Annotated in this window: 24 protein-coding genes; 19 read left to right on the plus strand and 5 right to left on the minus strand. The window is 69.1% G+C overall.

Annotation, left to right across the window (positions count from 1 at the left end; genetic code table 11):
- Positions 1–75: 75 nt before the first annotated feature.
- From LQ772_RS03260 to LQ772_RS03280, 5 genes are all read right to left on the minus strand, one after another.
- Positions 76–1,341, minus strand: coding sequence for an EAL and HDOD domain-containing protein (locus LQ772_RS03260; RefSeq protein WP_231323965.1), 1,266 nt, complete (start codon positions 1,339–1,341; stop codon positions 76–78).
- An 86-nt stretch (positions 1,342–1,427) separates the two neighbouring features.
- The gene (locus tag LQ772_RS03265) at positions 1,428–1,877 is read right to left on the minus strand and encodes a flagella synthesis protein FlgN (RefSeq protein WP_231323967.1); all 450 of its coding nucleotides are present in this window, start codon (positions 1,875–1,877) and stop codon (positions 1,428–1,430) included.
- Positions 1,878–1,886: 9 nt separating this feature from the next.
- The gene (gene flgM / locus LQ772_RS03270) at positions 1,887–2,213 is read right to left on the minus strand and encodes a flagellar biosynthesis anti-sigma factor FlgM (RefSeq protein ID WP_231323969.1); all 327 of its coding nucleotides are present in this window, start codon (positions 2,211–2,213) and stop codon (positions 1,887–1,889) included.
- Between the two features lie 97 nt (positions 2,214–2,310).
- Positions 2,311–3,006 carry a flagellar basal body P-ring formation chaperone FlgA gene (flgA, locus tag LQ772_RS03275; protein ID WP_231323971.1) on the minus strand — a complete coding sequence of 232 codons (696 nt, stop codon included), beginning with the start codon at positions 3,004–3,006 and terminating at the stop codon, positions 2,311–2,313.
- Positions 3,006–4,310 carry a methyl-accepting chemotaxis protein gene (locus tag LQ772_RS03280; protein ID WP_231323973.1) on the minus strand — a complete coding sequence of 435 codons (1,305 nt, stop codon included), beginning with the start codon at positions 4,308–4,310 and terminating at the stop codon, positions 3,006–3,008. Before LQ772_RS03280 ends, flgA begins: the two co-directional genes overlap by 1 nt.
- Positions 4,311–4,512: 202 nt before the next feature.
- On the opposite strand from LQ772_RS03280, the gene LQ772_RS03285 reads away from it, so the two are divergent.
- The 19 genes from LQ772_RS03285 (at position 4,513) to fliE (ending at position 23,536) form a co-directional block, all read left to right on the plus strand.
- Positions 4,513–5,442 (plus strand): chemotaxis protein, encoded by a 930-nt coding sequence (locus tag LQ772_RS03285; protein WP_231323975.1) that lies wholly within the window; start codon positions 4,513–4,515, stop codon positions 5,440–5,442.
- 200 nt (positions 5,443–5,642) lie between these two features.
- Complete coding sequence (flgB, locus tag LQ772_RS03290; RefSeq protein WP_231323977.1) at positions 5,643–6,047, plus strand: flagellar basal body rod protein FlgB; 405 nt, start codon at positions 5,643–5,645, stop codon at positions 6,045–6,047.
- Positions 6,047–6,469, plus strand: coding sequence for a flagellar basal body rod protein FlgC (gene flgC / locus LQ772_RS03295; RefSeq protein ID WP_231323978.1), 423 nt, complete (start codon positions 6,047–6,049; stop codon positions 6,467–6,469). Before flgB ends, flgC begins: the two co-directional genes overlap by 1 nt.
- 9 nt (positions 6,470–6,478) lie before the next feature.
- Complete coding sequence (locus LQ772_RS03300) at positions 6,479–7,123, plus strand: flagellar hook assembly protein FlgD (protein ID WP_231323980.1); 645 nt, start codon at positions 6,479–6,481, stop codon at positions 7,121–7,123.
- 43 nt (positions 7,124–7,166) lie between these two features.
- Positions 7,167–8,387 carry a flagellar hook protein FlgE gene (flgE, locus tag LQ772_RS03305; RefSeq protein ID WP_231323982.1) on the plus strand — a complete coding sequence of 407 codons (1,221 nt, stop codon included), beginning with the start codon at positions 7,167–7,169 and terminating at the stop codon, positions 8,385–8,387.
- A 21-nt stretch (positions 8,388–8,408) separates the two neighbouring features.
- Positions 8,409–9,149 carry a flagellar basal-body rod protein FlgF gene (flgF, locus tag LQ772_RS03310; protein ID WP_231323984.1) on the plus strand — a complete coding sequence of 247 codons (741 nt, stop codon included), beginning with the start codon at positions 8,409–8,411 and terminating at the stop codon, positions 9,147–9,149.
- A gap of 17 nt (positions 9,150–9,166) precedes the next feature.
- Positions 9,167–9,952 (plus strand): flagellar basal-body rod protein FlgG, encoded by a 786-nt coding sequence (gene flgG / locus LQ772_RS03315; RefSeq protein ID WP_231323986.1) that lies wholly within the window; start codon positions 9,167–9,169, stop codon positions 9,950–9,952.
- Positions 9,953–9,963: 11 nt separating this feature from the next.
- Complete coding sequence (gene flgH, locus LQ772_RS03320; RefSeq protein ID WP_231323988.1) at positions 9,964–10,641, plus strand: flagellar basal body L-ring protein FlgH; 678 nt, start codon at positions 9,964–9,966, stop codon at positions 10,639–10,641.
- 191 nt (positions 10,642–10,832) lie between these two features.
- Positions 10,833–11,900, plus strand: coding sequence for a flagellar basal body P-ring protein FlgI (locus tag LQ772_RS03325; RefSeq protein WP_231325881.1), 1,068 nt, complete (start codon positions 10,833–10,835; stop codon positions 11,898–11,900).
- Positions 11,901–11,917: 17 nt separating this feature from the next.
- Positions 11,918–13,015, plus strand: coding sequence for a flagellar assembly peptidoglycan hydrolase FlgJ (gene flgJ / locus LQ772_RS03330; RefSeq protein ID WP_231323989.1), 1,098 nt, complete (start codon positions 11,918–11,920; stop codon positions 13,013–13,015).
- A 120-nt stretch (positions 13,016–13,135) separates the two neighbouring features.
- Positions 13,136–15,004 (plus strand): flagellar hook-associated protein FlgK, encoded by a 1,869-nt coding sequence (gene flgK / locus LQ772_RS03335; RefSeq protein ID WP_231323991.1) that lies wholly within the window; start codon positions 13,136–13,138, stop codon positions 15,002–15,004.
- Between the two features lie 12 nt (positions 15,005–15,016).
- Positions 15,017–16,210 (plus strand): flagellar hook-associated protein FlgL, encoded by a 1,194-nt coding sequence (gene flgL / locus LQ772_RS03340; RefSeq protein WP_231323993.1) that lies wholly within the window; start codon positions 15,017–15,019, stop codon positions 16,208–16,210.
- 256 nt (positions 16,211–16,466) lie between these two features.
- Complete coding sequence (locus LQ772_RS03345; RefSeq protein WP_231323995.1) at positions 16,467–18,179, plus strand: flagellin N-terminal helical domain-containing protein; 1,713 nt, start codon at positions 16,467–16,469, stop codon at positions 18,177–18,179.
- Positions 18,180–18,249: 70 nt separating this feature from the next.
- Positions 18,250–19,647 (plus strand): flagellar filament capping protein FliD, encoded by a 1,398-nt coding sequence (gene fliD / locus LQ772_RS03350; protein ID WP_231323997.1) that lies wholly within the window; start codon positions 18,250–18,252, stop codon positions 19,645–19,647.
- A gap of 17 nt (positions 19,648–19,664) precedes the next feature.
- Complete coding sequence (fliS, locus tag LQ772_RS03355) at positions 19,665–20,075, plus strand: flagellar export chaperone FliS (RefSeq protein WP_231323999.1); 411 nt, start codon at positions 19,665–19,667, stop codon at positions 20,073–20,075.
- Positions 20,072–20,356 carry a flagellar protein FliT gene (locus LQ772_RS03360; protein ID WP_231324001.1) on the plus strand — a complete coding sequence of 95 codons (285 nt, stop codon included), beginning with the start codon at positions 20,072–20,074 and terminating at the stop codon, positions 20,354–20,356. Before fliS ends, LQ772_RS03360 begins: the two co-directional genes overlap by 4 nt.
- A gap of 289 nt (positions 20,357–20,645) precedes the next feature.
- The gene (locus LQ772_RS03365) at positions 20,646–21,200 is read left to right on the plus strand and encodes a PilZ domain-containing protein (RefSeq protein ID WP_231324003.1); all 555 of its coding nucleotides are present in this window, start codon (positions 20,646–20,648) and stop codon (positions 21,198–21,200) included.
- 380 nt (positions 21,201–21,580) lie between these two features.
- The gene (locus tag LQ772_RS03370; protein ID WP_231324005.1) at positions 21,581–23,008 is read left to right on the plus strand and encodes a sigma-54 dependent transcriptional regulator; all 1,428 of its coding nucleotides are present in this window, start codon (positions 21,581–21,583) and stop codon (positions 23,006–23,008) included.
- Between the two features lie 204 nt (positions 23,009–23,212).
- A complete protein-coding gene (gene fliE / locus LQ772_RS03375; protein ID WP_231324007.1) occupies positions 23,213–23,536 on the plus strand; it encodes a flagellar hook-basal body complex protein FliE in 324 nt (107 codons plus the stop codon).
- Positions 23,537–23,563: the final 27 nt, after the last annotated feature.

A 23,563-nucleotide genomic window follows, 5' to 3' on the forward strand; every position in this document is an offset into this window, starting at 1 on the left:
GCGGCGCCGCCCGTCTACGCTCAGCGCGGACGGGATTGCGCGCGCGGATTCAGAGTAAGCGGAAGTCGGAGTCCGTTACGCCGCGGCGGCCGGGGCCTTGGGTTCGGCGAAGGCATAGACCTGGTCCGCCCACTGGGTGGCTTCCAGGTAGATGCCGGCCATGCGCTGGATCTGCGCGGGCTGGGCCTGGCCGCTCAGGTGGCCGGCTTCCCAGGCGTGGATCTGTTCCAGCAGCGGGCCGAACGGGCCGCGGTTGCCGATCAGTGCCTCGCGGATCTCCGGTACCAGCGGCAGTTGCTCCAGCACGAACTCCATCGGCGCGCACATCAGCGTGTCCAGCAGCGAGAACAGGCCGACGGTGAAGGCCATTTCCTTCTGCGGACGCGGCATGTGCGAGGCGAGTTGCTCGCACATGTGCGCGCGGATCAGCGCGGTGCGCAGGAGCTCCGGCGGACGGTCATCCATGCCGCCGAGCGACATGGTGTAGATCCAGTTGCGCATGCGGGTGACGCCGAAGAAGATCGCCGCCTGCTGCACGGACTTGAGCTGCTTGGGCAGGCCGAAATAGGCCGAATTCACGCAACTCAGGAGCTTGTACGAAAGGATCGCGTCGTTGCGGATGATGTCGCCCAGTTCCACCGGACCGGGGCTGTTTTCCTGCAGCTCGCGCATCAGGCGCAGCATCGACAGGCGGTTGGCCGAAAGCACCGGCACTTCCACCTGGTCGGGGATCAGCAGGTAACGGCCCTGGATCGCCTGCAGCGGCAGCTCCAGGCAACGGTGGTAGGTGGCGTGGTCGTCGACGTGGCCGGCGATCACCCAGATGCCGCGCTCGTGCAGGTACTGGGCGCGCTCGCGCAACTGCTCGGGCGAGAGTGCCCGGGCGTCCAGCCGGACGAACTGCACGATCTGCAGCAGCGACTCGAAGGCGACCGAGCCGTGGAGATCGATGGCGCCGGCGTCCAGCATCAGCAGGCAGCCGCGCTGGGCCATCTTGTTGAGCCGGTCCATCAACTCGGCGTCATCGGCCATCGCCGGCTGCAGCACCACGCCGAAGCGCGGCTGGTGCAGCAGCACGTCGGTCTGGTCCAGCAGCAGTTCGCGCGAGAGGGTGAGGAAGGTGCGGTTGCCGCGCACCAGACGGGTGAGCGCGCCGTCGGCCAGGGTCGAGAGCACGCGCTGCATCAGCGTCTGCTCGTCGCCGGCGTGGCGGTGGAACATGACTTCGTAGGCGAACAGCTCGCGTTTCTGGTCCAGCATCGGCACCCGTACCACCGGCAGCGGGATGTCGCGATTGCCGGCAAGGCGGGACTGGGCGGAAGCGGTGGCGGTATCGCTCATGTCTTGATCTGCTCGCGGGGCTATCCCGCCTGGGGTGGATCGCCACCGGCCTTGCGGCGCGGTGTCCGGAAGGCTCTCTCTTTCAGTCAGACCGAACCCAGGTGGTGCGAGCGCAGGGCCGTGCGCACTTCGCCACCGGGTCCGTACACACTGCGCACGTCGCCGCCCTGGCCACTCAGCACGGCCAGCGCCTCGCGCACCTGCGCCAGCCGCTGGCTGACCAGGCTGCCATTGCGCTGGTTCATTTCCTGGCATCCGCGGATCACCTCGAGCACCTCGCGCCAGCGCGCCTCGACCCGCGCGGCTGCGTTCGGCTCGAGCTTGAGCATCTGCACGCGCTCGGCGTCCAGCTCTTCCAGCCGCTGCATCAGCGCCTGCTTGTGCGTGCCGGCGCGGTCCAGCGCGACCGCGTCGGCGGCGACCAGCGCGTCGCGTTCGGCGACCAGCGAGGCGGAGAGCTCGGTGGCGGCCCGATGCAGGTCCTCCACCACCGCGTCCAGCGCGGCTTCGAGCTCGTGGTGCAGCAGCTTGCTCATGGCGTGCGGTTACGGCTTCGCCGGGCCGCCGATCTGCGCGTCGAGCGCGATCATCTTGTCGGCGATGGCGGCCGGATTGACCTGGTAGCTGCCATCGGCGATCGCCTGGCGGATCTTCTCCACCCGCTTGGTATCGATCGCGGCCTGGCCGTCCACCTTGGCGGCGTCCTGCAGCGCGCGCGCCGAGTCGGTCAGGCGGACGCTGTCGTCCTTGCCCGGCACGCTGGCGGGAACGTCGCTGGCCGCATTGCTGTTGCCGGCCGCCGTGCCATTGGCCTGGTTGCCCGGTGCCTGGGGCAGGAGCGGCAAGCCGTTGTTGGAAATGGTCGTGTTCATCGGTCCTTCTCGAGTCGGTTAGGCCCTGTCCCTTGGGGAATCGGCCGGGCTGGAGAAAACTTTAGTGTCTTGGGGAACATGGATTTTCGGCGACCGTTCAGGGTAACGCCACGACCACGCCGGGGCCGCGCACGATGGCGTCCACGACGCGGCCAGAGCTGCCGTTGCGCACCCGCAGGCGGGCGCCCGAGTCGCCGCTGCCCAGGGCCACGCCCTCGGCGCGCACCGCGATCCCGTCCAGTTCGGCGAGCAATTGCACGTGATCGCCCGCGCGTACGGTCTGCCGTCCGCCCAGCGCCCCGGGTGTAAGCACGCTGCCGGACCCGACCGGTCGCGACAGGCTGCGCTCGGCCACCTGGTCGAGGCTGGCGACATAACCGTAGGGCAGGCAGGTGACGTCGCGCTCCTCGGCGTGTACGTCGGTCGCCACGATGCCGTCGCCGCGGATCAGCGGGCGATTGGCCACCAGCACCTGGCGCCAGACTTTCAGCGTCACCGGCACGCGCAGGGTCCAGCCGTCCGCGGCCGGGCAGCGCATCACGACGCTCAGCCTGGGCGTCATGCGCAGTCCGCCGGGGAGGCTGGCCGCGAGTGGCACGGCACAGTCGGCGACGTGCAGGCGAGGATCCAGCGCTTCGGACTTGACCTCGACCCGGCTACCGGGCGCGGCGTACTGCTGTTCGACGAAGCGTTCGGCCTGGGCGCGCAGGTCCGCTTCCGACATCGGCGCGGCAAGGGCCGGCAGGGCCGTCCCGAGCAGCGCGAGCAGCAGGCAGCGGCGCGCCAGGGCCATCAGGCGGTGGCCAGCAACGCGGCGAGGTGGGTGACTACCGCCTCGCGTTCGGACTCCAGCTGCTGGCTCAGCTGCTGGGCCTGTTCGATCTGGCCATTGCAGAGCAGGCCGACGAAAGCGTTGCCGTGCTCGGACAGCCGTGCGCCCGCCTCGCTGAGCGCGCTGGCGGCCGGCTGGTCCGGATGTTGCGCCGCGAGCCGGCGCACGGTGCGGTCCAGCGCATCGGTGTCGAACCAGCGCCGGTCCAGCGCGCCTGGTTCGAGCAGTGCGAGCTCGGTTGCCTGGCGGAGGCCCTGCGCCGATTCGCGCACGGCCAGGCTCAGGCTGGCCGGGTCGTTGCCGGCCTCCTGTTCCAGCCAGCCCAGCGCCAGGCGATGGGCCAGCAACGCGGCGCGGCTGAGCGCCTCGCTCTGCCGGCGCGCCTCGGTGCTGCGCCGCTGCAACGCGCCGAGCGCCGCCTGCGCCGCGGCGGCGCGGGCCTGCTGCACGTCCTGGCCCTGCCGCAGCTGCGCGACCTTCTCGCTGGCGCTGGAAAGCGCCTCGGCGCTCCTGCCCATGGCGCTGTTGGCCTGGCTGACGCCGGACTGCGCGTGTTCCAGGCGCTGCATGCCCTGCTGCACGTCCACATCCAGCTGGCGGGAGAAATCCCCGATGGAGCCGGTGACCGTCTCGATCTCGGTGGTGGCCTGGGTGGTCTTCTCGGCCAGCTGCTTGACCTCGTCGGCGACCACCGCGAAACCGCGGCCGGCTTCGCCCGCACGGGCGGCTTCGATGGCGGCGTTCAACGCGACCAGGTTGGTCTGGTGGGCGATTTCCTGCACCGCGCCGGTGAGCTTGCGGATCTGACCGACCTGCTCGGCCAGGCGCGCCTGGTTGCGGTTCATCGCCGACAGCGCGCTGCGCAGGAGGCGCAACTGGCCATCCAGCTCGCTCACGCCGGCGCTGCCGGTCTGGCGGGCCTGCTCGACCTGCGCCAAGCCGTTGGCGACCTGCTGCAGGGCCGTCGAGATTCCGGCGCTGGCGTCCGTCAAGCGGCCGACGCCATCGCGGCTTTCCTGGGTGGCCTTGTCCAGCGCGGACTGCTCGCGCCCCAGTACCTGCGCGGCGGCCAGCACCAGGCCCTGCTGCTCCAGGGTCTGCAGCGCCAGCGCGGACGGCTGGCCGGCGTCGAGGCGGGCCAGCAGCGGGGCAAGTGCGCGGGCGACCGCCGGATGCTGGTTCGACAACTGTTCGAGGCGGGCCTCGTCGCCAGCGGCGGCCGCTTGGACCAGCGCGGCCAGGGACTGGCTACGGATCAGGCTCATGTGGATTGCGGTTCCTGCGGATGAATGTTCAGGACATCGTCTGGATGCGTCGAAACTTGAACAAGCAATGCATGTGCCACCGGCGCTCCGGCGCATCGTCGGGAGAAAATATGGGGCAGCTGCGCGGTTGGAGCCCGAACCTCAAGAGCCGGGCCGGGCCGCCGATACGCAGGAGCTAGTCCTTACTTTGCTGGAGACACGCATGGCCGGCGCGCTGCTGGAAAACGTCGAACGCCAGACCCGCCTGGCCGGGCACAACCGGGTGGCGATGCTGCTGTTCCGGTTGGGCGATGCGCAGTTGTTCGGCATCAACGTGTTCAAGGTGCGCGAGGTGCTGCGCCGCCCGCCGCTCGAACGCATGCCCGGCGCCCACGCGCTGATCGCCGGCAGCTGCGACTACCGCGGGCAGACCATCCCGGTGATCGATCTGGCCGCGGCGCTGGGCTATCCGGCGCTGGTCGCCGAGCCGTCCGCGCACCTGATGGTCACCGAGTTCAGCCGCACCGTGCAGGGCTTCCTGGTGTCCGACCTCAAGAACATGGTGCATTGCGAGGGCGAGTCGCTGGTCGCGCCGAGCGCCGCGCTCGGCTTCGGACCGCGCGTCAACGCGGTGACCCGGATCAACGGTGCGCTGGTGGCGGTGGTCGACGTGGAACACGTGCTGGCGAGCATCGACGGCGCACCGGGCGAGCTCTCCACCCAGATGCAGCGCGCCGCAGGCGCCCACACGCTGCGCCCGCGCCGCGTGCTGGTGGCGGACGATTCGGTGGTCGCGCGCCGCCGCCTGATCAGCATCTTCCAGCAGATGAACATCGAATGCGTGGTGGCGCAGGACGGACGCGAGGCGCTCGATCGGCTGACCGAGCTGGCTGCGGCGCCGCCGGGGGAGGGCGTCAACCTGGTGGTGTCCGACATCGAGATGCCGCGGCTGGACGGCTATGCGCTGACCCGCGCCATCCGCGAAACGCCCACGCTGCGGCGCCTGAAGGTGGTGCTGCACAGCTCGCTGAGCGGCCTGTTCAACGAGGCGATGGTGCGCGAGGTTAACGCCGACCGTTTCATCGCCAAGTTCCAGCCGGACCTGCTGGCGCAGGCGGTCATCGACCTGCTGCCCGAGGAAGGGCTCGCCTAGGGTAGGCGTCAGCCAACCGTTTCCGGCGGCCTGACGGTCGGCTTCAGGCCGCCCTGAAGGACCGTCGGAAAACCGACTCCGCGCCGGGGACGTAAACCCCAGCGCCCGCGCAAAGCCAGCTGCGGCGAGGCTTCGCGCCCCCATGGCACACAACTTGCCTCAAGCCCCGTGCGGACACATCGACCGCGCGGAGGCAAGCGATGAGCCAACCCATCGACAACCTGTTCGGCATGCACACCGGCGCGCTCGCGCTGTGGCAGCGCCGTACCGAAGTGCTGGCCAGCAACCTGGCCAACGCCGACACGCCCGGCTACCTCGCCCGCGACGTCGACTTCCGCAAGGCACTGGCCGCCGCCGGCGGCAACGGCGCCGGCAACTTGCCGCTGGCCGCGCCGACCCAGGGCCAGATCGATCCGGTGGCGCAGGCGCGCGACACGCTGTCCTATCGCGTGCCGACCCAGCCGAGCATGGACGGCAACACCGTCGACGCCCAGCAGGAACAGGCCGCCTTCGCCGCCAACAGCGTCCACTACCAGGCAAGCATGGCCTTCATCACCGCGCAGATCCGCATGTTGCGGACCGCGATCACCGGAGGCCAGGGCTGATGTCGCTTTTCAACGTCTTCAACGTCGCCGGCTCCGGCATGGCGGCGCAGTCCACCCGGCTCAACACCGTGGCCAGCAACCTGGCCAATGCCGACAGCGTGGCGAGCACGCGCGATGCCGCCTACCGCGCCAAGGAGCCGCTGTTCGCGGCGATCCGCAACGGGCTGGACGGCCAGCCGGCCGAAGCCGGCAGCGAGGGCGTCAAGGTCCTCGGCGTCACCGAGAGTCCCAACGCGATCACCAGCCGCTACGAGCCGGGCAACCCGCTGGCCGACACCGACGGCTACGTCTACCAGAGCAACGTCAACCCGGTGGACGAGCTGGTCAACATGATTTCCGCCTCGCGTTCGTACCAGAACAACGTCGAGGTGATGAACACCGCGCGCCAGCTGATGCAGAAGACGCTGGACCTCGGAAAGTAAGGAGCGGCCATGAGCGACCTCGCAATCAACTCCAGCAACGCCGCCGGCACCGCCGGCGCGCTGGGCCAGACCAAGACGCTGAGCCAGGCCGACTTCCTGAGCCTGCTGATCCAGCAGATGCGCAACCAGGATCCGACCCAGCCGATGGATTCCTCGCAGATGGTCAGCCAGTTGGCGCAGATCAACCAGGTCTCGGCCACGCAGAACCTGCAGACCTCCTTCGACGCGTTGTCGCAGTCGATGCAGGGCAACCAGTTGCTGCAGGCCTCCAGCATGGTCGGGCGCAACGTCACCGTGCCCTCGGCGGTCGGTCGCCTGCAGGGCGGAAGCCTCGATGGTGCCGTGAACGTGCCCGATGGCGGTGGCCGCACGCTGGTGCAGATCGTCGACAACGCCGGCGACGTGGTGCGCACGATCGACCTGGGCACGCAGACCGCGGGCCTGGCCGACTTCCACTGGGACGGCACCGGCAACGACGGCCAGCCGCTGCCCCCGGGCACCTACGGACTGGCGGCGCAGACCGGCAACACCGCGGTGGCCACCTATGTCACCGGCAAGGTCGCCGGCGTGGGCATGACCGGCGCCGACGGCGCCTACCTGGACGTGGACGGTTTCGGCGGCGTGCTGCTGAGCCAGGTCGCGCGCGTCAACTGACACATCAATTCACGGACATCACACCCGTACAGGGGAAACAACGATGGCTTTCAATATCGCGCTGAGCGGCCTGAACGCGGCTTCCAAGGACCTGGAAGTCACTGCCAACAACATCGCCAACACCGGCACCACCGGCTTCAAGGGCTCGCGGGCCGAGTTCGCCGAGTTGTACAACTCGGCCGGCCGCAACCTCTCGGCGACCTCGATCGGCAGCGGCGTGCGGCTGGCCGACGTGGCGCAGCAGTTCGCCGCCGGCAACGTGGAGAACACCGGCAACAGCCTGGACTTCGCGATCAGCGGCGATGGCTTCTTCACCATGCGCGACGGCAAGGGCTATTCCTACACCCGTGCCGGCGCCTTCCAGCAGGACAACAACGGCTACGTGGTCAACGCCAGCGGCCAGCACCTGCAGGTGTTCCCGCCGGCGGGCAACGGCTTCGACACCAGCACGCTGGTCGACCTGCAGATGACCACTGCGCAGAGCGCGGCCAAGGCCACCAGCAATGTGGAGATGTCGCTCAACCTGCCGTCCGACGCGACGGTGCCGACCACGGCACCGTTCAGCCCGACCGACGCGCTGAGCTACAACCAGGCCACGCCGTTCACCGCCTACGACTCGCTCGGCGCCACACACAACGGCACCGTGTACTACGTCAAGGGCGCGGCGCCGAACAGCTGGAACGCCTACCTGTACGTCGACGGCGTATCCGCCGGCGCGCCGCAGGCGCTCTCCTTCACCAGCAGCGGCGCGCTCGCGACGCCGGCCGGCGGCAAGCTCAACTTCCCCGCGCTGTCGGTCAGCCCGGGTGCCGCCCCGATGACGCTGTCGATCGACGTCAACAAGGCCACCCAGTTCGGCAATGCGTACGCGCTGAGCTCGATCAACCAGGACGGCTACCCGAGCGGCACGCTGTCGGGCATCGACGTGTCCAGCGAAGGCGTGGTTCAAGCCAAGTACTCCAACGGCCAGGCCATCTCGCTCGGCCAGCTGGCCCTGGCCAACTTCAACAACCTCAATGGCCTGCGCCAGCTCGACAACACTGGCTGGGCGGCCTCGTTCGACTCGGGTACCGCGACCATGGGCGTGGCCGGGCAGGGCACCTTCGGCGCGGTGCAGTCCGGCGCGCTGGAGGCGTCCAACACCGCCGACCTGACGGCCCAGCTGGTGAACATGATCAAGGCGCAGCGCAACTACCAGGCGAACGCGCAGGTGATCTCCACCGACGACAAGCTGACCCAGACCATCATCAACATCCGCAACTGACGCTGACGTCCGAGGCTCCGCATGGATCGTTCGCTTTACGTCGCCATGACCGGCGCCACGCAGATGATGCGGGCGCAGACGGAAGTGGCGCACAACCTGGCCAACGCCGACACCGTCGGCTTCAAGGCGCAGATGTCGGCCTTCCAGGCGCTGCCGGTGCAGGGCCCGGGCATGCCCACGCGCATCAACGGCGTGGCGCAGGGCGAGGGCGTGGACCTGCGCGGCGGCGCCGAGATACAGACCGGCCGCGAACTCGACGTCGCCGTGCAGGGTGACGGCTGGCTCGCGGTGCAGGCGGCTGACGGCAGCGAGGCCTATACCCGCGCCGGCAACCTGCAGCTCACCGCCGACGGCCTGCTGACCGATTCGCGCGGCAACCTGGTGCTCGGGGACGGCGGCCCGATCAGCCTGCCGCCCGCGACCCAGGTGAGCATCGGCAACGACGGCACCGTCTCGGTGGTCCCGACCGGCCAGGGTCCGGAAACGATCGCCTCGGTCGGCCGCCTGAAACTGGTGAACCCGCCCGCGAACCAGCTCGCGCTGGGCAGCGACGGCCTGATGCATCTGGCCGGTGGCGCCACCGCGCCGACCGATCCGGCGGTGGGCATCAAATCCGGCGTGCTCGAGTCGAGCAACGTCAACCCGTCACAGACGCTGGTGCAGATGATCGAGCTTTCGCGCCAGTACGAACTCCAGGTCAAGGCGATCAAGAACGCCGACGACAACGCGCAGTCGGCGACCCGCCTGCTGTCGCTCACCTGATCGATTAGGAGACAACCATGTTCTCTTCCCTGTGGGTCGCAAAGACCGGTCTCGATGCGCAGCAGACGCGCATGGACGTGGTCTCGCACAACCTCGCCAACGCCAACACCACCGGCTTCAAGAGCTCGCGCGCCTCGTTCCAGGACCTGGTCTACCAGAACCTGCGCCAGCCCGGCGGCCAGACCACCGAGCAGACCAACGCCCCGTCCGGCCTGATGCTGGGCACCGGCGTGCGCGTGGTCGGCAACGAGAAGCTCTTCACCCAGGGCAACATCGAGCAGACCGGCAACTCGCTGGACCTGGCGATCCAGGGCCGCGGCTTCCTGCAGGTGACCCAGCCCGACGGCACCATCGCCTACACCCGCGACGGCTCGCTGCACATGGACCAGAACGGCCAGGTGGTCACCGCCAACGGCTACGCGGTCGATCCGGCGATCACCATCCCGGCCAACGCCCAGTCGATCACCATCGGCAGCGACGGCACGGTCAGCATCACGCTGCCGGGCCAGGCCGCGCCGCAGCAGGTCGGCACCGTGCAGCTGGCCGACTTCATCAATCCGGCCGGCCTGCAGCCCAACGGCGACAACCTTTACCTGGAAACCGCATCGAGCGGCTCGCCGCAGATCGGCCAGCCGGGCCTGAACGGTCTGGGCACGCTCTCGCAGGGCGCGCTGGAGTCCTCCAACGTCAACGTCGTCGAGCAGATGGTCGACATGATCGAGACGCAGCGGACCTACGAGATGAACTCCAAGGCGATCTCCGCAGCCGACCAGATGCTGCAGTTCCTCACCAACAAGACCTGAGCACGAACCCGATGTCACTGTTCCGTCTTTCCACCGCTGCCCTCGCGCTGGCGCTGCTTGCCGGGTGCATGGCCATGCCCGCGCGCGACGACGGCGAGTGGGCGCCGACGCCGCCGATGCAGCCTGAGGTTGCCGCCGCGCCTGCCGACGGCGCGATCTACCACGACAACCAGAACATGGAACTTTTCTCCGATGCGCGCGCGCATCGGGTGGGGGACATCCTCACCATCGTGCTGGTGGAAAGCACCCAGGCCAGCAAGAAGGCCAGCACCAGCACCAGCAAGAAGGACAAGGCCGACGTTGCCGCGCCCACCATCATGGGCAAGGATCTGACCATCAACGGCAACCCGCTGAGCGTGGGCCTGGACAGCGAACGCAACTTCGATGGCAGCGGCTCGTCGAGCCAGTCCAACCAGCTCACCGGCCAGATCACCGTCACCGTGGCGCAGCGGCTGTCCAACGGCAACCTGATCGTGCGCGGCGAGAAGTGGCTGACCATCAACCAGGGCCAGGAGCTGGTGCGCATCGCCGGCATCGTGCGCCCGCAGGACATCGGCCAGGACAACACCGTGGCTTCGACCCGCGTCGCCGACGCGCGCATCAGCTACACCGGCCGCGGCACGCTGGCCGATGCGAACACGCGCGGGTGGCTGTCGCGCTTCTTCAATTCCAAGTGGATGCCGTTCTGATGAAGGCCCAGCTGCCCGTCCCGCCCGAGCCGATGGAAGAAGCCCCCGAGGTTTCCGCGACGCCGGCGCCTTCCACCACCGGCGAGCCGTACGACCACTCGCGCGCCCAGGAAACCCGACGCACCGCGCTCAGCCGCGCGTTGCAGCGCTGGCGCAGCTTCGGCCTGCACGTGGTGGCCGCGCTGGTGGCGATGCTCGCCTGTGCGCCGCTGCACGCGGACAAGATCCGCGACCTGGCTTCGGTCGGAGGCGTGCGTTCCAATCAGCTGATCGGTTACGGCCTGGTCGTGGGCCTCGATGGCAGCGGCGACCAGACCACCCAGGCCCCGTTCACCACCCAGAGCCTGGAGAACATGCTCCAGCAATTCGGCATCACCGTGCCGCCGAATGCGCGCCCGCAGCTCAAGAACGCGGCGGCGGTAACCATCACTGCGGAACTGCCCCCGTTCGCCAAGCCCGGCCAGGCCATCGACGTCACCGTCGCCTCGATCGGCAACGCCAAGAGTCTGCGTGGCGGCGAACTGCTGATGTCGCCCCTGCGCGGTGCCGACGGCAACGTCTATGCGATCGCGCAGGGCAGCGTGGTGGTCGGCGGCATCAGCGCGCAGGGCAAGAGTGGCTCCAGCGTGCAGGTGAACATTTCCGCCAGCGGCCGCATTCCCAACGGTGCCTCGGTGGAGCGCAGCGTGCCCAGCGCGTTCAGTGGTGCCGGCGACCTGATGCTCAACCTCAACACCCCCGACTTCACCACCGCCGCGCGCGTGGCGCAGGCGGTCAACACCGCTTTCGGCGCGGGCACCGCCACGCCGGTCGATGGCGGCACCATTTCCGTGCGCGGCCCGCAGGATCCGGCGCAGAAGGTCGCCTGGCTCGGCATGATCCAGAACCTGGACGTCACGCCGGGCGACGCCCCGGCGCGCGTGGTGGTCAATTCGCGCACCGGTACCGTGGTGATCGGCTCGGACGTCAAGGTCACCGCCGCGGCGGTGGCGCACGGCGCGATCCAGGTCACCATCAGCGAACAGCCGCTGGTCAGCCAGCCGCAGCCGTTCTCGCGCGGCCAGACCGCGGTGGTGCCCAGCTCCGACGTGCAGGTCAGCGAGGACGGCGCGCACATGTTCAAGTTCGGCCCGGGCGTGAGCCTGGACACGATCGTGCGCGCGGTGAACCAGGTCGGTGCGGGTCCCAGCGACCTGATCTCGATCCTGCAGGCGCTCAAGCAGGCTGGCGCGCTTCATGCAGAGCTCGTGGTGATCTAGCGACACGCGACGGAAACATGACGCCCGCCAACGCCTCCCTGCCGGCACTCGACACCTGGACCGACCTGTCCGGGTTCAACCAGTTGCGCGCGCAGGCCAAGGGCGACGACAAGGCGGCGCTGCCGAGGGTCGCGAAGCAGTTCGAGGCGATCTTCACCCAGATGATGTTGAAGTCGATGCGCGAGGCGAATGCCAGCTTCGGCGACAACGACGTCGGCGACAGCCAGCAGGGCAAGGCCTACCGCGACCTGTTCGACCAGCAGCTTTCGCTCTCGCTCTCGCAGGGCAACAACGGTCTGGGCATCGCCCGCATGCTGGTGCGCCAGCTCGGCGGCAAGGACGCCGAGCCCAAGCCCGCGCCGACGACGGACAACAAGGCGCTGCTCGCCAGCGTCGCCGCCGGCGCGCTGCCGGGCACCGCGGCCGCGAGCCTGTTCGGGCCCCTCGCGGCGGGCGCCGAGGCCGGTACCCGCGCGCTGCTGCACCTGGGCGAAAGCGTGGCGGGGCAGGGCGACGGGCTGCTGCCCCTCACCGCCGATGCGAACCCGGCGCAGGGCTGGCGCGCCGCGCTCGGCGAGCTGGCACAGGGCGCGGTTAACGTGGCCAGCAAGTTCATCCCGGGCGATCCGGCCGGCTTCGTGCGCGCCATGGCGCCGCACGCGCAGGCCGCGGCCGACAAGCTCGGCGTCTCGGTGCGCGCGCTGCTGGCGCAGGCCGCGCTGGAGACCGGCTGGGGCAAGCACCTGCCGCACCGGCACGACGGTTCCAGCAGCTTCAACCTGTTCGGCATCAAGGCCGGCGGCAGCTGGGGTGGCGACAAGGTCAGCGTGCCCACGCTCGAATACGAAGGCGGCGTGGCGGTGCGCAAGCGCGACAACTTCCGCGCCTACGACAACCCTTCCGAGGCTTTCGCCGACTACGCCCGCATGCTGGCGGACAACCCGCGCTACGCGCAGGCGCTGGGAAAAGGCGAGAACATCGCCGGGTTCGCGCATGCGCTGAGCCGTGGCGGCTACGCGACCGATCCGTCCTACGCGGCCAAGCTCACCACCATCGCCAACAGCCCGCAGATGCGCGAAGCGCTCGCGGCGCTGGATGCCGGGACGCTCAAGTGATGCGTCAAACGGCCGTCACAGCGGGCATGACCCATGCCCTGATTCCGTCGCGCGGTCTCATGCGGGGCCGCGTGTCGCGGCCCGCGGCCCGTCCGCGCGCCTACCATCCGGGAAACCTTCATGGCTGACCTGCTTTCCACCGGCGTCTCCGGCCTGCTCGCCGCCCAGGTGGGCCTGAGCACCACCGGCCACAACGTGTCCAACGCCAACACCGACGGCTACAGCCGCCAGCAGGTGAGCTTCGCCGCGCGTGCGCCGCAGGCGCAAGGGCAGTACTACGTGGGCACCGGCGTGGACACGCAGGCCGTGCAGCGCGCCTACAGCCAGTACCTCAACACGGCGCTGTGGTCGGCCTCCTCTTCCAAGGGGCGTGCGGACGCCTACCAGGCGCTCACCGACCAGCTCAACAACCAGCTTTCGGGCAGCAGCAACCTGCAGGCGTCGCTGGACACCTTCTTCGGCGCGGTGCAGGACATGGCCAACGCGCCAGCCGATGCCTCCGCGCGCGGCGTGCTGCTGGCTCGCGCCGGTGCGCTCGCCAGCACCTTCCGTGCGCTGTCCGGACAGTTCGGCAGCCTCGATGGCCAGGTGCAGCGCCAGCTCACCGACACCGTCGCCTCGATCAACAGCGACAGCGCCGCGATCGCCAAGCTCAACGAACGCATCCGCTCCTCCACCGGCACGCAGCCCTCGGACCTGCTCGACCAGCGCGACGCGCTGATCAAGAAGCTCTCCGGCGAAGTAGGCATCAGCGTGGCGACGCAGAACGACGGCACGCTGAGCGTGTTCGTCGGCAACGGCCAGGCGCTGGTCAGCGGCACGCAGTCCTACGAACTGGGCACGGCGCCGAACGCCTACGACGCGACCCGGCTGGAAGTGGTCGACAAGGGCACCGGCGCGGTGCTGAGCGGACGCATCGGCGGTGGCACGCTGGGCGCGCTGCTGGACTTTCGCGGCAACGTGCTCGACCCGGCGCAGAACCAGCTCGGCCGCGCCGCGCTGGCGATGGCCGACGCGTTCAACGCCCAGCACGCGCAGGGCGTGGACCTCAACGGCCAGCTCGGCGGCGATTTCTTCACCGTCGCCGGTCCGGCCGTGCAGGCCGCCAGCGGCAATACCGGCAGCGCCACGCTTTCGGCGGGCATCGCCGACCTCGGCGCGCTGGGCAGCCAGGATTACACGCTGTCCTTCGACGGCACCGCCTGGAACCTGCGCGACGGCAGCGGCGCCGCGGTGGCGATGAGCGGCACCGGCACCGCGGCCGATCCCTTCCTGGCCGGAGGCCTGAGCTTCGTGGTCGGTGGCGGCGCGGCGAGCGCGGGCGACAGCTTCCGCATCCAGCCCACCCGCAACGCGGCCGGCAGCATCGCGGTCGCGATCACCGATCCCAACAAGATCGCAGCCGCCGTCCCGCTGCTGGGCAGCGCGGCCAGCGCCAACACCGGCACCGGCGCGGTCGGTGCGCTCACGGTGGCCGATGGCACCGATCCCAACCTGTTCACTGCGTCCAGCATCGTGTTTTCCTCGCCCACGACCTACAGCATCGACGGCGGAGCGGCGCAGACCTTCACCGCCGGCACGCCGATCGTGCACAACGGCTGGAGCCTGACCCTGGACGGCGCGCCGTCCGCGGGCGATACCTTCGGCGTCAAGGCCAACGCCAACGCGCGCGGCGACAACGCCAATGCGCTCAAGCTCGGCGCGGTCGCCAACCTGGGCGTGCTCGATGGCGGCGCCACCAGCGTCGGCCGCGCCTACGGCCAACTGGTCGGGCAGGTCGGCAGCGCCGGCTCGCTCGCCGACGACGCGGCCAAGACGCAGACCGCCGTCTACAACCAGGCGATGGCATCGCAGCAGAGCGTCAGCGGCGTGAACATGGACGAGGAGGCGGCCAACCTGGTGCGCTTCCAGCAGGCCTACCAGGCGTCGGCGCAGATCATCACCGCCGCCAACACCGTGTTCAACGCGCTGCTCGGCGCGTTCAAGTAAAGGATCGGGGCCATGCGAGTCTCCACCAGCTGGATGCAGCAACAGTCGGTCAACACCATGATGGAGCGGCAGGGCGACCTGTCCGACATCCAGACCCAGATGGGCACCGGCAAGCGGATCAACCAGCCCTCCGACGATCCGGTCGGCGCCGCGCGTGCGGTCGAGCTCACCCACCTGGACGCCGACACCGCGCAATACCAGCGCAACATCACCTCGGCCAACGCGCGGCTGGGCCTGGAAGACCAGACCCTGTCCTCGGTGAGCAACGTGCTGGACCGCATCCGCACGCTGACCTTGGAGGGCATGAACGGCACCCAGACCGACGAGTCGCGTTCCGACATCGCCGCCGAGATGGTCCAGTTGCGCAGCCAGTTGATGGGCATCGCCAACAGCAAGGACTCCCAGGGCGACTACATCTTCGCCGGCAACCGCACCGGAGCCGCGCCATTCGTGTCGCAGGCCGGCGGCGTGAGCTACGTGGGCGACGAAGGCCAGCGCATGGTCGCGGCCGGGCCCGGCCTGCAGGTCGCCACCGGCGATCCGGGCAGCACCATCTTCATGGACGTCCCAACCGGCAACGGCACGTTCGTCGTCGGCGCCACCGCCGGCAACACCGGCACCGCGGTGGCCGGCGCGACCAGCGTGACCGACGCCAGCGCATGGGACGGCGGTACCTACCAGATCAGTTTCACCGCGCCGGATGCGTATGAAGTGCGCGACAGCGGCGGCACGCTGGTGGCGAGCGGCGCCTACGACACGCAGAAGGGCGGCATGGTCGCTTTCAACGGCGTGCAGGTGGCGCTGTCCGGAGCGCCGGCGACAGGCGACAGCTTCACGGTCGCGCCCTCCTCGACGCAAAGCGTGTTCGCCACGATGGACGCGATCATCGCCAGCTTCACCCAGACCAACAGTGGCGGCACCGACGCGCAGAACGCGCTCAACGGCCAGCTCGCCAACCTCGACCAGTCGATAGGCTCGCTGACCCGCGCACGCGCGGCGGTCGGCGCGCGCATGAACGCACTCGACCAGCAGCAGGCGCTCAACGACGACCTGACGCTGCAGTACAAGACCGCGCTGTCGGACGTGCAGGATCTCAACTACTACGACGCGGTAAGCAAGCTCAGCCTGCAGAGCTCCGCGCTGCAGGCCGCGCAACAGACTTTCAGCAAGTTGCAGAATCTTTCGTTGTTCAACTACATCAAGTAAGCAGCCAGGCCCCTGCAGGGGCCCACTCGTGGGCGATGCGCGCTTTCGGCAGCCTGGAAAAATGCATCGCCCACGAGTGGGCTCACGCGAAAAGCCCGGCCTTTCACCTTCACCCGCAAAAAAACCCATTGACCTGCTCAAGTTTCCATGATCGACGTCGAAACAGGCTCTGAGGCGGCGGTGTACCAACCGGCATCCCGCTGACAACCACCGCCGACAAACGGCAACGACCCGATACGGAGCAAATCCCATGGTCATGAGCGTTCTCACCAACATCAGCTCGCTGAATGCCCAGAACAATCTGGCGAAGTCGCAGAGCAAGCTGTCCACCGCCATCGCCCGCCTGTCCTCCGGCATGCGCATCAACAGCGCCAAGGACGACGCCGCCGGCCTCGCGATCGCCACGCGCTTCACCACGCAGATCAACGGCCTGAACCAGGCCGTGCGCAACGCCAACGACGGTATCTCGCTGTCGCAGACCACTGAGTCGGCGCTGGACGAAGTCACCAACAACCTGCAGCGCATCCGCGAGCTGGCCGTGCAGTCGGCCAACGCGACCAACTCCGAGAACGACCGCGCCGCGCTCGACGCCGAAGTGCAGCAGCGCCTCGCGGAAGTGACCCGCATCTCGCAGCAGACCACCTTCAACGGCCGCCACGTGCTGGACGGCTCGTTCGGCCAGGCCGCCTTCCAGGTCGGCGCGAACGTCGGCGAGACCATCTCGGTCGACCTGACCAAGGGCACCCGCGCCGCCGACGTCGGCGCCGTGGCTTCCGCTTCCAGCGACGTCAGCGGTGCGTTCGGTTCGGCCGCCGGCCTGACCCTCGCCGCCGGCGACCTGACCGTGCAGCTGGGTTCCGGCACCGTGGTGAACGTGGCCGCCGGCAACTACGCCGACGCCACCAGCCTGGCCGCCGCGATCAACACCGCCGCCACCTCGGCCGGCGTCGGCGGCACGCTCGCCACCGTCTCGGGCAACGAAATCGCCTTCGACAACGCCGAGAGCAGCGCCGTGACCTTCGGCGGCAGCGCCGCCACGACCCTGGGCATGAGCTCGGTCGCCGCGCAGTCGTCCACGACCACGGACACCACCGCGACCTCGTCGGGCGTGATCTCCAACTTCACCGTGACCGACCTGACCATCGACGTCGGTAGCGGTGCGCAGACGGTCGCCACCGGCTCGTACACCGACGCTGCCGCCCTGGCCGCCGCCATCAACACCGCCGCCGGCAGCACGATCGCCGCGGACGACGGCACCGGCAAGCTGCAGATCACCAACTCCACCGTCGCCGCGTTCACGTTCGGCGGTTCGACCGACAACGCCGCGCTCGGCCTGTCAACGGTGGGTGCGGCCACCAGCACGACCACCGACGGTGCGGCCACCTCGACCGGCGTCAACGCCGCCGTGACGGCTGCCGCCGCCTCGACCCCGCTGACCCTGGCCTCCGGTGACTTCAGCATCAACGGCACCGCGATCACCGGTACGTTCAAGGACTCCAAGGCCCTGGTCGACCAGATCAACAGCTCGGGCATCAGCGGCGTGTCGGCCTACATCAACGACGCCGGCCAGCTGGCGATCAACTCGCAGGACGACCTGGTGCTGGCCGGCAGCAACACCTCGCTGGGCTTCACCGCGGGCACCACGGCCGCTTCGGGCGACCTGACCACGGCCAACGTGAAGACCGTCGCCGGCGCGAACGAGACGATCAACCGCATCGACTCGGCCCTGCAGTCGATCAGCTCGATCCGCAGTGACCTGGGTGCGGTGCAGAACCGCTTCGACTCGACGATCGCCAACCTGCAGACCATCTCGCAGAACCTCGACTCGTCGCGCAGCCAGATCCAGGACGCCGACTTCGCGGCCGAAACGGCCAACATGTCCAGCGCGAACATCCTGCAGCAGGCCGGTGTCTCGGTGCTGGCGCAGGCCAACTCCACCACGCAGAGCGTGCTCAAGCTGCTGCAGTAACAGCGGCGACAACCTGAGTGAGGCGGCCGCGGCGACGCGGCCGCCTCACCCATAAAAGGATTCCACGACCATGGCTATCACCGTCGGCTCCACCAGTTCCTCCAGCGCGCTGTTCAGCGCCGCCGGCATCGGATCCGGACTCGACGTCGACAGCCTGGTCAGCCAGCTGGTCGCGGCCAAGAAGAAGCCGCAGCAGGACCAGATCGACGCACAGACCAGCAAGGCGCAGACGCAGATCTCGGCCCTGGGCCAGGTCAGCGCGGCGCTTTCGGCACTGAAGTCGGCGCTCAGTCCGCTGAGCGACGGCAGTGCGCTGGCCGCGCATGCGGTCGCCATCGGCGACACCAGCGTGCTGTCGGCCACTGCCCGCACCGATGCGGTCAACGGCACCTACAAGATCGAAGTGACCAAGCTCGCCGGCGCCATGAAGGCGTCGTCCGGAGCATTCACCGACAGTGACGCGACCGTCGGCACCGGCACGCTCACCATCGCCGTCGGCGACAAGCAGATGAGCCTGGACATCGACGCCGCTCACGCCTCGCTGGCGCAGATCCGCGACGCGATCAACAAGTCCTCCGACAACCCCGGCGTCAGCGCCACCATCGTCACCGGCACCGACGGCGCGCACCTCGTGCTGCGCGGCACCCGCACCGGCACGGACAACGGCTTCAGCGTGAGCGCCAGTGGCGGCGATGGCGGCCTGTCCGCGCTCAGCTACGACCCGAACGCGGCCTCGGGCAACGGCTTCACCGTGATCGACCCGGCACAGGACGCCGAGTACACCATCGACGGCCTGCCCGGGCACAGCGCGGGCAACACCATCAGCACGGCCATCGACGGGCTGACCCTGAACCTGGTCGCCGAAGGCACCAGCACGGTGACCGTCAGCAGCGACACGGCCAAGGCGACCAGCGCGGTCACCAACCTGGTCAACACGTACAACAGTTTCATCGGCATCTACAAGAACCTCACCAAGTACGACGCGACCACCCAGACCTCCGGCGCCCTGATCGGCGACGCCACGCTCAACAGCATCAAGGGCACGCTGGCGGCGGTGATGGGCGGCGCGGCCAACGGCAGCACGCTGAGCGACATCGGCGTGACGCTGCAGCTCGACGGCACGCTCAGCCTGGACAGCGGCGAGCTGAGCGATGCGCTCAGGGGCGGCGGCGCGGCCGTGTCCAATCTGTTCGGCGGCGACGCCGGCCTGGCCGGCAAGCTCGGCGGTGCGCTCGACAAGTGGGTCGGCGACGACGGCATCCTCGAGACGCGCACCGACAACCTCAACAAGCAGCTGACGGACCTGGACGACCGCCAGAGCGAACTCGACAGTCGCATGCAGGCGCTCACCACGCGCTACACGCGCCAGTTCAGCACGCTCGACACGCTGCTGACCAAGCTCAACAGCACCAGCAGCTATCTCACCCAGCAATTCGACGCGCTCACCGCGGCGAACAAGAACAAGTAAGTCGGAGGAAACCCACCATGGCATTCGGACAGGGCGCCAACGCCTACCAGCAGGTCCGCTCGCACGGCGGCGTCGAATCGGCCGATCCGCATGGCCTGATCACGCTGCTCATGGACGGCGCGCTGGAGCGCCTGGTCACCGCGCGCGGCCACATGCAGCGCGGCGAGATCGCGCCCAAGGGCGAGGTGATCGGCCGCGTCATCGAAATCATCGGCGGCCTGCGCGACGCGCTCGACCCGAAGGTCGAGAGCCCGCTGGTCGGCCAGCTCGACGCGCTCTACGACTACATGGGCCGTCGCCTGCTGCACGCGAACCTGCGCAACGACGTGGGCGCGCTCGACGAAGTCAGCGCGCTGCTGCAGAAGGTCCGCAACAGCTGGGTGATGGTGCCGCCCGAAGCGCGCCGTCCCGCCGGCGCCGCGGCATGAACGACGCGCTGCCGCTCGCGCTGGCCCTGGCGCTGACGCGCGCCATGCTCGAGGCCGCCCGCGCGGGCGACTGGGAGCAACTGGTCGCGCTGGAGGCCGAGCGTCATCCGCTGGTGATGCGGCCGGTGGCGCAGGACGCGGACAGCGTGCGCCAGTTGGGCGAACTGCTGGCGATCGATCGCGAGCTGCAGGCGCTGGTCATCCAGGCGCGCGACCAGGCCGGCGAACAGTGGCAGGCCGGGCAGGATCGCGCCCGCGCCATCGCCGCCTACGTCGGTTAGCGTCTTTGCTCCCTCTCCCCTCCGGGGAGAGGGCTGGGGCGAGGGGTCAAGGCTTGCGGGAAGATCCGCACGAGCCAGATCAGGTCTAGTTGTCGGGACGAAAACCGGGTCGGCTCGGTGAGAGCTTCCCGCGAGCCCTGGCCCCTCGCCCCAACCCTCTCCCCCTGCTCCCATCAAAAATGGGGGAGAGGGAGCGAACGTCGTCCTGCGGATGCGCTTCATTTGATAAGAGCTTGGGCCCGCAGCTTGCATACTCCCCGCCGATGAAAGCCTCCGTCGGAGAAACGACATGACCGCCAGCGCCTGGAACGAGTTCGAGCAGCGCCTTGCCTGCGAGGACAGCTGGCACGCCGACAGCCAGGCGCTTGCCTGGCCGCTGCCCGAAGGACTCGCCCAGCGACTGGCCGAGCGCAATACCGCCGCGCTCGCTTCGGTGGCGGCGCTGGAGGAACGGCGCGTCGAAAGCGCCGATGACGACAGTCCGGTCATGCAGGAACTGTCGAGGCTGGATGCCAAGCTCAACGCGTTGATCGACATGATCAACCGCCTGGCGATGCCTGCCGAAACGTTGCCGCCCCGCCAGGCCTTGCGCTTCAACGCGATCGGCGCGGTATTGCCGGCGGCGCTGGTGCCCGCGGGCGACGCCCTGCTGCTGCGCCTGCGCTTCGACGCTTGCCCGGGCGTGCCGCTGGAGTTGCCCGCGCACATCGAGCGACGGTTCGCCGACGGCGGCGCGTTCGTCGCCTTCCACGCACTGGGCGATGGCGTTGCTGCGTCACTCGAAAGGTTCGTGTTTCGTCAACACCGACGCAAAGTGGCAGGTGCGCGCCAGGCCGCTCCGTGAATGCCGGTCGGCGCGACGTGAAGCGGTGCGCGCATCGCGCGTGAAGCACTTCACACTTTCGCGAGGTCACGCGTCGTCCGTTTGACGGTTGCCGACAGGGCGGTGTCGTGGTGTGTCACTCCTTCGACGGCCCCGTGGCGCCAGCAAACCGTCGCCGCTGCTCGGTTCTCGCGTAACACCCTTTCGACGCAATCTTCACATGTGACGCATTAGGGCCATCCGCCCGTCCGCGGACAGCCGCAACGGCCGCCTGCGCTGGCCTTCTTCTTGCTCCCTCCCTCGCGTGACCGGTGACGGAAAGCCGGCGGTCCCAAGAAGTACGAACACTGCAGGACAGCCGGCGGTTCGTCGTTCAAAGCGTCAACGTGGAGGGCATACATATGAGCAAGGTCGATTTCCTGGTGATCGAGTCGAACGAGGCGCGGGCCGAGTCCATTCTGTCGGCGCTGCACTTTCTCGGTTACCACCCGCAGCGGGCCGAGGATTGCGCCGCGGTGGAGGAGTCGACCCATGCCTGGCGCGCCGTGTACGTCGGTACGGTCGAGGACGCTGAGGCGGCCGAACGCCAGTTCGCGCTGCTGGGCGACGCCGCAAGCCACGTGCCGGTGCTGCTCGCCAGCGACTCGGCCTGGGCTGCGCGCCTGTGCGCCGCCAGCTCCCCGTTTGCCGCCCGCGTCGGCATGGTCGAGTTCCCGCTGCGCTACGAGCAGCTGGCCGAGGTGATGCGCAGCCTGTACGCGCGCCTGCTCGGCGGCCGCCGCGGCGAGCTGCGCTTCGTTGGCGAGTCCGCGCCGATGCGTCGCGTCAACGCGCTGATCCGCCAGGTCGCGCCGTTCGATTCGTCCGTGCTGGTGCTGGGCGAGTCCGGCACCGGCAAGGAAATGGTCGCGCGCACCATTCACGAGTGTTCGCCGCGCCGCGACAAGCCCTTCGTGGCGATCAACTGCGGCGCGATCCCCGCCGAGCTGCTGGAAAGCGAGCTCTTCGGTCACGAGAAGGGCGCCTTCACCGGCGCGATCAGCACCCGCAAGGGACGCTTCGAGATGGCCGAGGGCGGCACGCTGTTCCTGGACGAGATCGGCGACATGAGCCTGACCATGCAGGTCAAGCTGCTGCGCGTGCTGCAGGAGCGCGTGTACGAGCGCGTCGGCGGCACCAAGAGCCAGCGCTGCGACGTGCGCATCATCGCCGCCACCCATCGCAACCTGGAGCAGGCGATCGCCGGCGGCCAGTTCCGCGAGGACCTGTTCTATCGCCTGTCCGTGTTCCCGCTGGAAATGCCCGCGCTGCGCGAGCACCTGGACGACCTGCCGGTGCTGATCGGCGAATTCAACCAGCGCCTGGCCCGCCGCGGCCTGGGCAGCGTGCGCTTCTCCGCCGGCGCGGTGAACGCGCTGCACCAGTACGGCTGGCCGGGCAACGTGCGCGAGCTGTGCAACCTGGTCGAGCGCCTCGCGATCCTTTACCCGCACGGCGAAATCCGCGCCAGCGACCTGCCGGAGAAGTACCGCGGCCGCCAGGCCGTGGAGGAAGCGCAGGGCGCCTCGCTGCTTGCGCTGATGGACGGCGCGCCGATGCCGGCGTCGATGGCCGCCGCCGTGGCGGTGTCGCCCGACGCGACGCTGCTGCCCGAGGGCGGGCTGGACCTCAAGGACCACCTGGCCGACATCGAAGTGGGCCTGATCCGCCAGGCGCTCGACGTCACCGGCGGCGTGGTCGCCCACGCGGCCAAGTTGCTGCACATGCAGCGCACCACGCTGGTGGAAAAGCTGCGCAAGTACGGCCTGCAGAACAGCCTGGCCGCGTAAAGCGGGAAACGGGAAGGGGAACGGGGGCGTCGGCCGCGCGCCGGTTCGGCGGCCCGCGCATCCGCCGACATCCGTTTCCGCCCGGCCACTGTCCGCATCGCACGCCGCCTGGACCCGCACGTTTTCCCGTTTTCCGTTCCCCCTCCCCGTGGCACGCCTCGTGCAGTCATACCCCCAGAACCTGCCACGCGCCGGAAACCCGACATGAGCACGATCGACGTCAACAACCTGCTCGCCCAGATGCGCCAGATCTCCAGCCAGGTGCGTCCGGCGGAGACCGCGCTGAAGGCGGCGCCGGCGGCGAAGGCGGACTTCGGTGCGCTGCTGAAGGAATCGATCGGCAGCGTCGGCCAGAGCCAGCAGCAGGCGGGACAGATGGCGGCGGCGTTCGAGCGTGGCGATCCGGGCGCGGACCTGGGCCGCACGATGGTGGCGATCCAGAAGGCCGACCTCTCGCTGCGCACGATGACCGAAGTGCGCAACAAGCTGGTCGATGCCTACAAGGAAATCATGAACATGCCGGTCTGACCGCCGGCAACACGTTCTCCCCTTTGC

It is taken from the genome of Frateuria edaphi (assembly GCF_021117405.1).
Lineage (GTDB): Bacteria > Pseudomonadota > Gammaproteobacteria > Xanthomonadales > Rhodanobacteraceae > Frateuria_A > Frateuria_A edaphi.

Bases quoted from the DNA above. Each gene is read 5' to 3' on its own strand.
- fliD (WP_231323997.1), top strand. From the start codon at position 18,250: ATGGCTATCACCGTCGGCTCCACCAGTTCCTCCAGCGCGCTGTTCAGC.
- flgL (WP_231323993.1), top strand. From the start codon at position 15,017: ATGCGAGTCTCCACCAGCTGGATGCAGCAACAGTCGGTCAACACCATG.
- fliE (WP_231324007.1), top strand. From the start codon at position 23,213: ATGAGCACGATCGACGTCAACAACCTGCTCGCCCAGATGCGCCAGATC.
- LQ772_RS03325 (WP_231325881.1), top strand. From the start codon at position 10,833: ATGCTCGCCTGTGCGCCGCTGCACGCGGACAAGATCCGCGACCTGGCT.
- flgF (WP_231323984.1), top strand. From the start codon at position 8,409: ATGGATCGTTCGCTTTACGTCGCCATGACCGGCGCCACGCAGATGATG.
- LQ772_RS03265 (WP_231323967.1), bottom strand. From the start codon at position 1,877: ATGAGCAAGCTGCTGCACCACGAGCTCGAAGCCGCGCTGGACGCGGTG.
- LQ772_RS03280 (WP_231323973.1), bottom strand. From the start codon at position 4,310: ATGAGCCTGATCCGTAGCCAGTCCCTGGCCGCGCTGGTCCAAGCGGCC.
- flgG (WP_231323986.1), top strand. From the start codon at position 9,167: ATGTTCTCTTCCCTGTGGGTCGCAAAGACCGGTCTCGATGCGCAGCAG.
- LQ772_RS03365 (WP_231324003.1), top strand. From the start codon at position 20,646: ATGACCGCCAGCGCCTGGAACGAGTTCGAGCAGCGCCTTGCCTGCGAG.
- flgJ (WP_231323989.1), top strand. From the start codon at position 11,918: ATGACGCCCGCCAACGCCTCCCTGCCGGCACTCGACACCTGGACCGAC.
- LQ772_RS03285 (WP_231323975.1), top strand. From the start codon at position 4,513: ATGGCCGGCGCGCTGCTGGAAAACGTCGAACGCCAGACCCGCCTGGCC.
- LQ772_RS03370 (WP_231324005.1), top strand. From the start codon at position 21,581: ATGAGCAAGGTCGATTTCCTGGTGATCGAGTCGAACGAGGCGCGGGCC.
- LQ772_RS03345 (WP_231323995.1), top strand. From the start codon at position 16,467: ATGAGCGTTCTCACCAACATCAGCTCGCTGAATGCCCAGAACAATCTG.
- LQ772_RS03300 (WP_231323980.1), top strand. From the start codon at position 6,479: ATGAGCGACCTCGCAATCAACTCCAGCAACGCCGCCGGCACCGCCGGC.
- LQ772_RS03360 (WP_231324001.1), top strand. From the start codon at position 20,072: ATGAACGACGCGCTGCCGCTCGCGCTGGCCCTGGCGCTGACGCGCGCC.
- flgC (WP_231323978.1), top strand. From the start codon at position 6,047: ATGTCGCTTTTCAACGTCTTCAACGTCGCCGGCTCCGGCATGGCGGCG.
- flgA (WP_231323971.1), bottom strand. From the start codon at position 3,006: ATGGCCCTGGCGCGCCGCTGCCTGCTGCTCGCGCTGCTCGGGACGGCC.
- flgK (WP_231323991.1), top strand. From the start codon at position 13,136: ATGGCTGACCTGCTTTCCACCGGCGTCTCCGGCCTGCTCGCCGCCCAG.
- fliS (WP_231323999.1), top strand. From the start codon at position 19,665: ATGGCATTCGGACAGGGCGCCAACGCCTACCAGCAGGTCCGCTCGCAC.
- flgE (WP_231323982.1), top strand. From the start codon at position 7,167: ATGGCTTTCAATATCGCGCTGAGCGGCCTGAACGCGGCTTCCAAGGAC.
- LQ772_RS03260 (WP_231323965.1), bottom strand. From the start codon at position 1,341: ATGAGCGATACCGCCACCGCTTCCGCCCAGTCCCGCCTTGCCGGCAAT.
- flgM (WP_231323969.1), bottom strand. From the start codon at position 2,213: ATGAACACGACCATTTCCAACAACGGCTTGCCGCTCCTGCCCCAGGCA.
- flgH (WP_231323988.1), top strand. From the start codon at position 9,964: ATGTCACTGTTCCGTCTTTCCACCGCTGCCCTCGCGCTGGCGCTGCTT.
- flgB (WP_231323977.1), top strand. From the start codon at position 5,643: ATGAGCCAACCCATCGACAACCTGTTCGGCATGCACACCGGCGCGCTC.